Below are 13,146 nucleotides of genomic sequence, written 5' to 3'. Positions count from 1 at the left end.
ATGCTTTATCTAGACAACAGCTCAACGACACCTGTGTATCCAGAAGTACTTGAAGAGATGCTCCCCTACTTTCTTGAAGAGTTCGGAAATCCTTCGAGCAAGTATTATTCACTGGCAGAAAACTCTAAAAATGCTGTTGAACATGCTCGAGAACAGTTAAGTAAATTTCTTAACTGTTCTTCTACCGAGCTGTATTTTACTTCGGGAGCGACCGAAAGTAACAACTGGATTTTAAAGAGTGTAAGTTCAACCTTACCGGATCATCAAGTGATTACTACGGTAACTGAACATTCATCTAATTTGGAAATCGCAAAATATTTGAATGAGCAGCTTAACATTCATGTTGAATACTTGTCAGTCGATGAATTCGGTAGAATCAATTTTTCTGAATTAGAGTCTCTACTAAAAAAACGCCCTACTTCACTCGTTTCAATCATCTGGGGAAATAACGAGTTAGGATCTTTAAATGACATTCAGAAAGCTTCTGAACTAGTTGCTCAATATGGTGCACTCTTTCATACTGATGCCACACATGTCGTCGGAAAGATGAGAATCAACCTGTCAGAACTGACGAACGTTCATTTCTTATCCGCTTCTGCGCATAAGTTCAACGGTCCAAAAGGTATCGGCATCGCTTATGTACAAAAAGATGAGGACGGGATTCCAAGAAAATTGACACCACTTATTCATGGTGGTGGCCAAGAGCAAGGCATTCGAGGCGGGACTCTTGCTGTTCCTCTTATTGTGGGAATGGGAAAGGCAGCTGAAATGCATCAAGCATCCTTGACCAAGAACATCAAAAAGTTAGAGAAACTTGAAGAGTATTTAGTTCAACTTTTAACTCAAAAATTTGGTTCGAACATACGATTTAATAGTGACCATAGAAACAAAATTCCTGGCATTGTGAATATTCAATTCGTTGGTATTAACAATGAAGTTCTCGTAAAACAACTGGCTCCTGTCATGGCGGTCTCAACTGGATCTGCTTGTAGCTCCAGTAAACCAAGTCATGTCCTCCAAGCGATCGGATTAACATTAGATGAAGTTCGATCATCCATTCGATTCTCACTATCGTCAAACATTGAACTAAAAGACTTAGAGATTTTCAAAGAACTGTAAGTAAACGACCGGCTTAAATTAAATTTAAGCCGGTCGTTTACGTTTAAATATTATTAATTTTGAAGGTTTCAAGCATTTCTTCTCTTGGAATATCCTTTTTGCCATCTATAATAGATTGTCGGATTTCTTCAATCGAATACGATCCACCACTTATACCATACTGCTCTGGTAAATTAAGCAACAGAATGTCGTCTTCAACACGTTCAATAAACGAAGTTGTTTCTTCTGTTCTAAATGAAACGACAACACCTTTATTAAAGTACTCGGTTAATTCATTCGAAATTTCATAATCGCCCTTCATCAGTCTTTCGATAACGGAAAGTCTTTCCTGTTCAAAGTCATAATTTTGTTTTCTCTCGCTCCACAACTTTCCTTCAAATAGTTTTTTAGCATTTGCTAAGAAAAGATGTGCAAAGAACATACGATAGTATTGTTGAGAGAATGTAGTTTCTGCTTCCCCCACACCTAATTCTAAATCAAAGAGAGCTTTCGTTCGAACAACTTGGTTTCTAGCTTTATCTATGACATTACTCAAGTTTCTACCGATTTTTACTTCAATTGGATAGAAGTGCATTTTTAACTTACCGTCCGTTTCCTGCATCCCAATCAACAGTAAATCATCTGAGTAACTACCTGACTTACCTAACGCTTTCACAGTGAAAGGTGAATTCGCGTGGTTTAACCCAATTGCTTTCGCCACTCGTAAAATTTCCTCAAGAGAGATTGGGACCCAAGTAATATCATCGGTTGAAAACATCGCCAATGAATATTTAACGGCTGCCAATAAGCTGAATTTTTCACGACTCTTATGCACGTTACGAGCTGTTTCATTACTTAAACCTTGTTGAATCATTGAAAGTAGCCATTCTCCGTTGATCACATTGAACGTTTGAATGATTTCTTTAATACTCTCATCTGTATTCAAATCCGGTTTTTCATGATTCAAGTAATCTTTAATCACTGCCTGATATTGTGCTGTTTTCTTCGTAACTGTAATAGCATCATATCGGTAAGAAGAAGATTGATCATTATAATGAATGATAATCAATTCATTATCCGGGTTTCCTTGCTTAGAAGAAAAATAGCCTAAGTCGACAGTAGGTTCGATTAATGTAACCCAGTGTGAACTTTCATAGATATTTTGTAACTTATAACTATCGCGTGCATCTGTAATACTAGCTAGTGCTGTTACGCCATGTGCAAATGAGCTACTTCCGTTATCTTTCATGTGTACGTTCAATTCATTAAATGATTTGGCACATCGTAATAACAAGTCTTCTTCCTCAATTGCATAACCTCGAAGACCAAACCCCATACTAAACTGACCATCTTTGACTGTCGGTGCAAGTGTCGAATACAAACCATTCATGGCATTACCACTCTTGATATACTCCATTTTGTCTGTGATTACTTGTTCTTCACCACTCATCTTATAGAAACTAATATGAGCATATTCAAAATCATTAGAAGATTTATTTTGAATGTGGTAGTGATTAATCAGCGACTGAATTTTCTCCGCTACTTCTTGCGGGGAGAGAATGAAGTTTTTCGGAATGAGTGCGTACAGATATTCGAACTGTTCCCAGTCATCTTCCATAAAATCTTTTGCAGCAAATTGATCGAAAGCACTTCTATATCGACCTGAATCAGAATAAAGTTTCACTTCTACAGGGATTACTATATCTCGATTTTTCTCATAACTATTCTTTAATTGACGGAACATCCATTCAACTATACCTTTCAGTACCATCTCATCATTACGAATTTCAATTACATTTAAATAAAGTGGTGCTCTAGCGATTTGATTTGTCTGATTAAAGAGTGACGTAAAATGATCGACAAACTGATTTAACTTTTCTTTGACTACTTCAGATAAAAAGCGGTCCGCTTCAGCCACGACAACCTCTTCTTTTACTCGATACACCATCCACTCTGGCAAATCTGATTGGGATTCTGCCTTGTAAGTTTTACCTTCAAACCATAGATATGGGGCTAATGCATCGGCTCGTAGACGTTTCAGTACACTTTCCGAGATTTCCTCTTCTCCAAGTTGCGTATTAAGTTCTAATTGAAATGCAACATTAATCGGATGGAATGGAGTAAAGTAAACAATTTGCTCTTTTTGATTATATAAGACACCTAATTTTAAGATTGAATGCCCCACTTCAAACAATCGATCTGCTTCTTGAATCGATTCAATCGCTTTTACATACGCTTGAACATAATTTAAAGCAACTCGTTTGTATTCATCATCCCAGTAAGCCAACATGGGTACAGTTTTTTTAATCTTGAAGTGGTTTAAGAACAGATTATACGCTTCTCTTAATTCATAATATGCTTTAAACTCCAATTCAATAGGACTGAGGACGCCTGCCGAAAGAACAGCAGTTTGCATACTTTGATTGACCCATTCCATTTCGTAGTCCAAGAAGTCTTTATACTCGTTTTGGGGATAGTAAATTTGATTCTTCAAAATCAATTTCTCATCCGCACTCAGTACAATTGATGCTCGCTTCTCACGTTTTTCTTTATACAACCGTATATTCGGAATCGGATGCGGTTTTGATGCATCGACACTTAATTTAATATTAATTGGTTGCGATTCTCCAACAACTAGCTGCATAAACTGATCGTCTTCAAACAAATCCTGATCAAAATGATACGTAATATTAGGCTCCTCGGATACTTTAACGAGAGCTTGATCTTGGTAAATTGGTTCTTGTGAGCCGTCACCTAAGCGTAATTCACCTTCTTTATTGCCTAGTGTCAAATACTCGGTACCGTTCCCAGTTAAACGCTTCACTTCATAAGTTCCCGCATAATCCTTAAGAACTTCATTAGAGAATGGGAAAATCATAATATTTAGCTCTGAATATAATGTACTTTCATTTTTTACTTTGTACTTTATAGTACATTGCGCAGTATTTTGAACTTGATTTGAAGTTAGTGTCAAATAAAGATTGTTTGTCTTCACATTTGAAGTTACTTCAAGTAAAGGATTACAATACTCAATTTTGACTTGCGACTGTTCTAAGCTTTTCCGAACACCCTTACCCTCAATAAGATATTTAAACTTTAGATTAATTTCTCTTTCATGAGAAGGATTAAAAATTGCAATGTAACGTATGCGTTTTCCTGTCTTTGTCATTTTATGTGGCCGATCCCAAACCACTACCGAGGAATGCTCATTAACTTTTGTAACTTCATCAAGCTCAAATACTTTTTTATTCTTTTCTGCTTTGAGTTTAATTACTTCTTGCAATGTTAATTCATTCCAATGATCATGTTTAAGTTTATTGACACCTTGCTCGTTAAACTTTTTCGGTAATTGCGCCTCAGTCGTTTCATTAAAATGACTCTCTTGTACAAATTCATATAAATCTCGGTTCTCACGAAGTCGTTCACGAATCTCTTTTTTGGATGACGTTTGGATAAACGAATCAAGCTCCTGGTCGTGGAAAAACCTTAACTTTAGAAAATCTTTCTTTGAAAGTTCTGTTTTTTGCATGAGAGAAAGAATTTCTTCAAAATCAAAGAATGATACCCCTTTAAACGAGTTGAACTCTTCTTCGATTTCCTTCAAGTGAAAATTAATCACTTCAACCAATGCACCTTTATTGTCCGACATTTGCTTCAATTCATGCTTAAGTTCTTCTAAAATCTTTTGAGGATTTAACGGCATCCCTTCTTTTTGAAGATTTGCTCCACCACCATCAATACTATCAAGTTGCCCGTGATAAATAACAAGCAATGAGCGATTTAAACCTTCAGCTTCTTGTTCACTAACTAAATTTCGAAGTTTAACGAAGAAGTCAGGTTGAATTCCTTCGCTTTGAGTAGCAATGATTAACTCACTTGTCCCGTAGTCAATCGTAAACGTTTCATATTCAGTAACTCCGTTTAATTTATATTCAAAAGCTTTAACCTGATCTTTTGCTTCCTTCTCGAGATATTCCTTTAAATATTGAACATGGCTCTCTTCTTCGAGTTGCAAATAATACTTATCTCCAGGCTTAGGCGTGTTTACTAAAAAATGGCCATTTATTTTTTTCGTTACATACTCATAAAATTGGTTTGACATACTGTGCCTCCCCACTATCGCTCTTCTTATCGATAACATTAATTTTTTCTAGTAGTTGTAAAAGGGCAGTTGATGATTCGTTATCAAAGTTGATGCCTCTTTTACTTAATCTTTCTAATAGTTCTACAAATGTAATTCGGTCATTTTTACAACTTACAGCGCACATCAGAATTAACATCTCCTGGTTCAGAGACAATACATATCCAAGACGCCCACGACGCTTCGTAAAGTGCGATTTAGCAATATTTTTTGCATGATCTCCATAACGAGACTGCGCTTCTTTCGGAGTCGTCAGTTTCATCGCATTGAATAGTTGTTTAGCTGCTTCGTTAAAAGTTTGACTGTCATTCACATTGCTCTCTAAACCTGCATAAGTAAGAATTCGTTCAGTCTGCAAATCAATATCTTTCAAAAATTGAACTTGATCTGTAGCACTAAGGATAGTAAAATGTTGAAAAATTTCATCATATGTCATGATTTTTGATTTCTCATTCTCTAATGATTGGTTAACAGAGTTACAACTCAACTGAGCCATCGTCAACTCATGAACAAATAAATTTTCACTCGCACTCGTCAACAATCCCATCCCCGAGTTCATCGTTTTTCTTCTTGAAGTAACAGTCGTCTCGTTATGAATTGTGTAGTACATTTTCGATGGATGATTCCAGTTAGACGTCTCGAAGTTATTAATTTTCACTGTTGTTTGAGAAACAATATAGTGTAGGTAATACTTTAATAAATTATTAATTTCTTTCAAAAAGTATTGCGGATGCTCAGCTAAATAGACAAAATCTTCTCCTAATAGTTTTATTGGTAATGAAGAATAAAGAGCATGCTCGGCTTTATATTCTTTGTTCGTTAGACTCGGTAATAAATTTACAATCATCTTGTCTAACAGAGTTTCATTTTGGCCTGCTTTAAAAACCTGTTTAATCTTTTCGATTTCTCCTTCATCTAACGCATGTTGCGTCAAATCCGCTAGAAAAGTACCCAACTTCTTTTTCGTTGCAGGATTGCCTTGGATGTACATGAACATACTTGGATGAGTAACGTTCAACCCTCCATCCCGTTGTAACAGTAATTCACTAAAGAAAGTATGAATTTCATCTTCATGCTCAGGTTGATTCTCGACTCGCTCTAGTACACCTTCTAACAGATAATCCGTATTGAAAGACTTAGCTGACAGTTCTACATTCAGAAGTCTTCTAGAATAAGCACCGATTTCCTTTTCCCAATCGGAAAGAGCGTTTTTAATTGAATCGCTCTTTCCTGTTGTGAAAGGGAGTATTTGATAAAAATTCGAAGTTTGTCGCTTCGTTATTTTTTTCCGACTTTTGTCTAAGACAATAACTTGTTTTTCATCGAAAATTTTCTCTGGTAATAATCTCATTATTTACACCCGCTTTCACAACTTACATTTTACTAAATACGATTTTTTCTTCATTACTAAATGGATCTGCTTCTTGTTTTAAAACGAAGGTTTCTCCAGTTTGGACAACATAAATCAACACTTCTTCGTTATTTGTATTATGTGTACGAATCGCATTTGCGAATTCACTGAATCGAATGGCATCGTCGAAATCAATCTTAGAAGGTTGATATCCTTTATCTATTTTTGAAATTAAACTGAACATCTTATAATCGATTTCTAGCTTAATTCTTTGTTTGCGCTCACCCACTACAAATTGAATGAATAAGGAGTTTCTAAATTGAACCACTTGCTCTTCATTTTTTATCGCCATACTGATTGGATCCAATGTAAAACTAACTGGTTTTGCTATACGATAACGCTTTGAAATTTTCGCATTCGAATCAAACAAATAATTTTTTTGATCTTTTTTAAATCCAAACCATAACATAAGTGCATTCTCAAATTTCTCGTAGAGAGTTTTAAGTTCATATTTTTGACCAGTGTAATAAGCAAATAGATATTTTGAGAATGATTCAATCGTTGTCTGTGTAATATTCATTTCTCTCGGGTTAGACAAATAGAGTAGTCTTAGTAATGATTGTGTGTACTCGTTAACCAATTCACGATCTAATAGATCAAGTTCATATGTTTGACGAGTCAATTCGTCAAATCTAGAGATAAATCCACTCACATCTGACTCTAAATTGATTTGAAGAATGATTTCATCTATCTCTTTGGAACGAGAAGCAACCGGATCTTCATTTCTTAGCATGATTGATATAGGTGAGTCATTCTGAGCTGTAAATATTTTTTGATGAAGGCCATGTATAAGTAACGTCTCAAGTACAATTTTTTGTTTACTGATATTTGTCCAATTTCCTGGAATCATAATTTCGTATATTAAGTTAAAAAATTGGCGCATAGATAAAACTGCTTTTTCTTTTAAAAGAGAACTTGCGATGATGTTTACGAAGTTGCGTTTCACTTGTTGATTACCCATAAGTAAAAAATTGCGATGGATAATCGAATCGATCCCTCTCTTTACATCTTCTTGATAGGCCAAATAAAATGGGTTTTCTTCATTTTGATCGAACATTTTTGATAAAATACCCATTAAGAAATTCGATTCTACGCCGCCTTTAGTAAGTTCATACATTGGATAATCTGAGAAACTGACCATGGAAAAATGATCATGTTGCGTTGCTTGGGAGATCTCATTCTCAAAAATACCTGATTGCTCAATATATGAAATCAATGAATTGAACGTGTAATGATTATCGAATGAACTCACGAAGTCATATAAAAACTTATGTAATACCCCTAAGTTGATCGCCAGTACAAACTCTTCCGAACCTTCATTCAGGTGCTGATCGGAAAATGGAATTAATTTTTCAAGTAAAGTCTCCATTGCAGTTTTACGAGGAGAAAGACTTTCTGTCGCATCATTCCAAATTTTATTTTTATATCGATTCATCAGTTCAGGTTCTGCCGATTGAAGATGTGAAAGAATATGCGATTTTCCATCCCCTACACTACCAATTAATAGCGTTAATCGTTTTTGGGCAGGTTGCTGAAGCATCTGAATTAATTTCTTTTCGATCGGGCGTTCTACGTGTAAATACTGCTTTAATGAACTCAATGGGAGTTCTGCACTTTCAACCGCCTCTTTTGAAGATTCATTTAATCTTGACATCAGGTTATACAAATAGCTTTCGCCATCTGTTTCAATTTGAGGTAAAAAATCAAATAGCTTATTTGTTTCTTTTTTCTCTCCCACGGTTCTTTTTTCAATAGGATCTTCTTTTGTTGAAGCAGAACTGAGTGCTTTTAATTTTTCTTCTAGTTGCGCTTCCAAGATTTTTAAGATATCATCATGCCCTCGATCACTGTTCTTTTCAGCTGGATGAGTCGGTGGAGCGTATCTAGGTATAGATGGTGGGTTTTCATAACTAAGGACATAAGACTCAACAATGTTGTATAAACTCGACCAGATTTTCGGTAGAATTTCATGCGCCTCTTTAGTGAACAATTCATGTGCAGCACTGTTTCCGTTTCTTCGAACGTAATGAAGATCCGAAGCCAATTCGCGGTCGATGATTTCTTCAGACTGTAACAAACGAATGTTATCATTTAAGTTGTATGTATTTTGCAAACCACTTACTTCTAGCCATTCATTCACGATTGCTTCAATCATTTTTCTGGCATTTAGAAGAGCAAAGTCTGTTTCTTTAGAATAATATTTATCTTCTACAATCTGGGCCAACTCTTCCGCTTTTGGATTAATTGGTTTTAGAAATGAGAAAAAGTATTCCATGTTATTCATTCCTTTCAATCACCTTGATAACTTTTTTATTAACTATATTCTTTATTATATCTATAATAAGGGTATATGGTAGGTTTTACCTACTCCTATATATGATAAAGGAGCTATTATATGGATTCAAGAATTCTATTCCCTTCTTTACCAAAATGGTTCACTCCACGAGACTATCAATTGGAAGCTATACAAAAGTGGTCTGAAAACGACTACCGCGGTTTACTAGAGATGGCTACGGGTACTGGAAAAACATTAACCGCTCTCACAGCCATAACAAAACGGCATGAAGAAACGAATCGGTTAGCAATCATCATTTTATGTCCTTATCAACATTTAGTAGATCAATGGGCGAAGGATGCTGAATCCTTTGGGATGAATCCAGTTCTATGCTATGGTTCAAAATCTCAATGGACATCAATTCTATCTGGAAAAATCACTCAATATAATTTTAAAATACAAAATTTTATATGTGTAATTACTACGAATAGCACATTTAAAAATGTTCATTTTCAAGCTCAACTTAATCGAATTACGGATGGCGGAATGATTGTTGCCGATGAGGCGCATAATTTAGGTACAAAGCAATCGCTTCAATCGCTTCCTACAGCTTTTAAAAATCGATTAGCACTTAGTGCAACTCCAATTCGACACCATGATGGTAGCGGAACTGAACAGTTATTAAATTATTTTGGTGGGTCAATATATAAGTTTACTTTGGAAGAAGCGATTAAAAAAGGGTTTTTAACAAAGTATTATTACTACCCACACCTAGTCTCCCTTACAGAAGATGAACTGGAAATTTATCATGAGCTTACGAATAAAATTTCAAAATTAGTTAATCTATCTGAGCAACAATCAATTGAATCGACCGGAAGTACTACTGGGCTACTTGAAATGTTGTTAATTAAGCGCGCTCGATTAATTAATTCAGCTAAGCAAAAAGATATTTTGTTAAAGAAACAACTGAGTATGCAAGAAACTCTTGACCACACTATAGTGTATTGCGGAGACCATTCTATAGAGGACCAACGTCATGTAGATCATATTACACAATTTTTAAACGAAGATTTGAACATATCAGCGAAAACTTTTACCTCAACTGAATCGAAAGAACTTCGACAGATTCTGTTAAAGGAGTTTTCAGAGAACGCGATTCAAGCGCTTGTTGCTATCCGATGTCTAGATGAAGGAGTAGATGTTCCTTCTGCTGAGACTGCTTATATTTTGGCTAGCACAACCAATCCAAAAGAGTTCATTCAACGTCGTGGACGAATTTTACGTAAACATCCTGGAAAAGAATATGCGTATATTCATGATTACATTGTCATTCCACGTCCTTTGACAGAAATTGATTTACTAACTGACAAAGAATTTAATATTGAACGCCGGTTATTGATGAATGAGTTAAAAAGGGTAAATGAGTTCGCATCAATATCTGAAAATCATTACCAAGCACTACAAGTTTTAAATCCTATAAAAGAGGCATTTAATCTAGTCGATCTATAACCAATTGAGAGGTGAACATGATGAGTCAAAACCATTCAAACAGCGAAAATGATGTATATGCACTGTTAAGCGAGTTATCCGAAACAGAACAACAAATTCTACAAAATATCATTCGCTTAGAAAAAGATTATTTAGATAAAGAAGGTTCATTCACTGCTGCGCAATTACCTGATGAATTTTCTAAATTAATCAAAAAGGAGTTTATCTGACATGATTCTCAAGCAAGTAATCATTGAAAACTTCCGTCAATATTATGGGCAGAATACGATTGAATTTGCACACGGATCAAGCAAAAATGTTACTGTCATCCACGGTGAAAATGGAAGCGGTAAAACAGCATTACTTACAGCTTTGATTTGGGGATTTTATGGACGAGAACTTAAATTACCGAATCCTGAGTCTATTTTTAATAATAAAGCTGTTCAAGAAAATACAAACAATAAAAATGACTTAATCACAGCGGTACAAATTAAATTTGAACATAACGATTATGAATACGAACTACGTCGTATGTTATACGCGAAGTTTGATTCTGAGCACAATATTCTTAATTTGCCAAAGAATAAAACAATCAATCAAAAAGTTGAATTGACTAAACGGAATGTAGCTACAAATCAATCTACTAAAATTAGAGATATCTCATTCGAAATTAATCGCATTTTACCGTATAAATTGCATACGTTCTTCTTCTTTGACGGTGAACGAATGGACCATTTAGGAAAGAAAGAAGCTTATTCGGAAATTCGTGATTCCATTAAGAGAATGATGGGATTGGAGTTATTCGATAACTCTATTGAACATTTAAGTAAAACTATAATTAAACTTCGCGACGAAGTATCTAAAAATGTAAAAAGTGAATTGAGCGACAAGTACTTGCGCATAAATCAACTTGAAGATGAAAAAATAAAGAAGAAACAGCAACTTACTGAAACAAGACAAGAACTTTCGGCTGCCCAAAGTGAATTGAAAAGTATTGAAAATGCTTTACGTAACGGTGAAGAAACGAGAACCTTTCAAGTCACACGTGATCACTTAGTTGAGTCAATTAAAGAAACGAAAAATGCATTTGATGAGAAATTAAATGAGTTGAGAATCCTACTTTCCCGCTCAAGTCACTTAGCTTTTTCAACCTTACCAATGAAAAGATTCCAGCGCATTGCATCTACAAATGACCAGGATTCAATTGAAAAATTGATTCATCCTGATTTGATTCCTTCTTTAATGTCGAAAGGGAAATGTTTGTGTGGACAAGAACTTGAGACAACATCAATTGCATCATTAGAAAAAGTTCAGCAAGAGGTCTTAAATTTATCGAGTTCAAAAAATGAAATGGATCAACTTTATTTCCGCTTAAGTGGTTGGGAAGTTGCTAGAACCCATTTTTACACAGAAATGAGACGACTCGTTAGTGAACGTGAAGAATTGAGAGAAAACCTTAGAGGATTGGAAGACGAGTTACGAGAAATTGAGGAACGTATGAAAGCAAGTTCACGCAATATCGAAAATTCATCCAATTTAATCGAGAGAGAATCCTCGATTCGAACTGCAATCGTTAAAGCAGAGGCTGCTATAGAAAGTTTACTTCGATCAATTGAGGAAATTTCAAAAGAAGAAGAGTTATTAAATAAAGAGGTCAGTAAACTGACTAAAGCAGAAGAAAGACAATTAAAACTTCAACTTGCTCTAGAGTCTGCTACGAAAGTGAAAAACACTTTGATTGGGCTTTTAAAGCTCAGAGAATCCCAAGTAAAAACCGAATTAGAAGAAAAAATCAAACTAACCTATTCTCAGTTATTACGAAAAGACTATCCAATCTCACTTACTGATAATTACGAACTTCTCGTTTCAGATGTAAACGGAGGAAGTATTGGTTTATCTCAGGGAGAATCACAGATTACAAGTCTTGCTTTCATCGGTGCTATAGTAGATTTAACTAGGGAGTACAAAGACAGAGAAAAAGGTCACGCGTTAGATGAAGATTTAAAACTCGGAAATATTTTTCCACTTGTAATGGATTCTCCGTTTGGAGCACTCGATGCAGACCATCGTTCTCGCGTTGCAATAAATTTACCAAAATTATCAGATCAAATTGTTGTGATTGTATCTACTTCACAATGGCGTGGAGAAGTGGATGAAGCCATTAATCATCGGATTGGAAAATCATATAAATTACTCAACCATACAAATGAAGGCACTGGGGAATATACGGAAATTATGGAGGTAATGTAATGGCAAAGCGTTCCGTGCGTCGAGATAGTACACAAGATCATATGTATACAGCGTTAAAAGAAGACGCTCAACTTTTTGAAACCTATAAAGATGCTTTCATGGCAGCATTATTGTTCGGTTATAGCAATGAACGAAGAAAAAAAGTAAAACCCGGTCCTGAAATTTTACTTGGCATTTTTTCAGAACAAGATTTGCAATTCATGAAATTGATCATGCATTTAGAAAATACATTTGAACGTTTTTCAATCGAAAATGATTCTGAGGATGAGTCAGATGTGACACTCGAGAACTATGATATTATCGAGGAATACGCTGCTGGCGGATTAGATGCTCTTTATCAAGAGTTAGAAATGTTCTTAACCGACCCTGAGTCGGCGCAAAATGCTTACTTAGATTTAATGCTTAAATATGAACAAAAAGAATTCAATACCGAAGATTTAATCAATGAACTTCCATTTAATTAATAAAAATTGCCTACAAATT

At 35.2% G+C, this 13,146-nt stretch carries 8 protein-coding genes; 5 read left to right on the top strand and 3 right to left on the bottom strand.

The annotated features are described in order from the left end of the window. On the top strand, positions 1 to 1,119 hold the full coding sequence (locus tag KNO68_RS00880; protein ID WP_215111921.1) for a cysteine desulfurase family protein: 1,119 nt from the start codon (positions 1 to 3) through the stop codon (positions 1,117 to 1,119). Between the two features lie 43 nt (positions 1,120 to 1,162). On the opposite strand, the gene dptH is transcribed toward KNO68_RS00880, so the two are convergent. Genes dptH through dptF form a run of 3 tightly spaced genes read right to left on the bottom strand, consistent with a single transcriptional unit; the run spans position 1,163 to position 8,934 of the window. Further along, positions 1,163 to 5,200: a DNA phosphorothioation-dependent restriction protein DptH gene (gene dptH / locus KNO68_RS00875; RefSeq protein ID WP_215111920.1), complete on the bottom strand. Its 4,038-nt coding sequence runs from the start codon at positions 5,198 to 5,200 to the stop codon at positions 1,163 to 1,165. Then, positions 5,181 to 6,590 carry a DNA phosphorothioation-dependent restriction protein DptG gene (dptG, locus tag KNO68_RS00870; protein WP_214691177.1) on the bottom strand — a complete coding sequence of 470 codons (1,410 nt, stop codon included), beginning with the start codon at positions 6,588 to 6,590 and terminating at the stop codon, positions 5,181 to 5,183. Before dptG ends, dptH begins: the two co-directional genes overlap by 20 nt. 22 nt (positions 6,591 to 6,612) lie before the next feature. Beyond that, positions 6,613 to 8,934, bottom strand: a complete 2,322-nt coding sequence (gene dptF / locus KNO68_RS00865) for a DNA phosphorothioation-dependent restriction protein DptF (protein ID WP_215111919.1) — start codon at positions 8,932 to 8,934, stop codon at positions 6,613 to 6,615. A 111-nt stretch (positions 8,935 to 9,045) separates the two neighbouring features. On the opposite strand from dptF, the gene KNO68_RS00860 reads away from it, so the two are divergent. Genes KNO68_RS00860 through KNO68_RS00845 form a run of 4 tightly spaced genes read left to right on the top strand, consistent with a single transcriptional unit; the run spans position 9,046 to position 13,127 of the window. Beyond that, positions 9,046 to 10,434, top strand: a complete 1,389-nt coding sequence (locus tag KNO68_RS00860; RefSeq protein WP_215111918.1) for a DNA phosphorothioation system restriction enzyme — start codon at positions 9,046 to 9,048, stop codon at positions 10,432 to 10,434. Positions 10,435 to 10,454: 20 nt separating this feature from the next. Beyond that, complete coding sequence (locus tag KNO68_RS00855; protein ID WP_041917995.1) at positions 10,455 to 10,643, top strand: hypothetical protein; 189 nt, start codon at positions 10,455 to 10,457, stop codon at positions 10,641 to 10,643. Between the two features lies 1 nt (position 10,644). Further along, a complete protein-coding gene (locus KNO68_RS00850) occupies positions 10,645 to 12,663 on the top strand; it encodes an AAA family ATPase (protein WP_215111917.1) in 2,019 nt (672 codons plus the stop codon). Further along, positions 12,663 to 13,127: a hypothetical protein gene (locus tag KNO68_RS00845; protein WP_015881057.1), complete on the top strand. Its 465-nt coding sequence runs from the start codon at positions 12,663 to 12,665 to the stop codon at positions 13,125 to 13,127. Before KNO68_RS00850 ends, KNO68_RS00845 begins: the two co-directional genes overlap by 1 nt. Positions 13,128 to 13,146: the final 19 nt, after the last annotated feature.

The sequence above is a fragment of the Exiguobacterium sp. s75 genome (genome assembly GCF_018617145.1).
Taxonomy (GTDB): Bacteria; Bacillota; Bacilli; order Exiguobacteriales; family Exiguobacteriaceae; genus Exiguobacterium; species Exiguobacterium profundum.
Note: the sequence above shows the minus strand (reverse complement) of the source record. Positions and strands in the feature narration are given on the sequence as shown.

Excerpts from the sequence above, each read along its gene's own strand:
- dptH (WP_215111920.1), bottom strand. The coding sequence starts at position 5,200 with ATGTCAAACCAATTTTATGAGTATGTAACGAAAAAAATAAATGGCCAT.
- KNO68_RS00860 (WP_215111918.1), top strand. The coding sequence starts at position 9,046 with ATGGATTCAAGAATTCTATTCCCTTCTTTACCAAAATGGTTCACTCCA.
- KNO68_RS00855 (WP_041917995.1), top strand. The coding sequence starts at position 10,455 with ATGAGTCAAAACCATTCAAACAGCGAAAATGATGTATATGCACTGTTA.
- dptG (WP_214691177.1), bottom strand. The coding sequence starts at position 6,590 with ATGAGATTATTACCAGAGAAAATTTTCGATGAAAAACAAGTTATTGTC.
- dptF (WP_215111919.1), bottom strand. The coding sequence starts at position 8,934 with ATGAATAACATGGAATACTTTTTCTCATTTCTAAAACCAATTAATCCA.
- KNO68_RS00845 (WP_015881057.1), top strand. The coding sequence starts at position 12,663 with ATGGCAAAGCGTTCCGTGCGTCGAGATAGTACACAAGATCATATGTAT.
- KNO68_RS00850 (WP_215111917.1), top strand. The coding sequence starts at position 10,645 with ATGATTCTCAAGCAAGTAATCATTGAAAACTTCCGTCAATATTATGGG.
- KNO68_RS00880 (WP_215111921.1), top strand. The coding sequence starts at position 1 with ATGCTTTATCTAGACAACAGCTCAACGACACCTGTGTATCCAGAAGTA.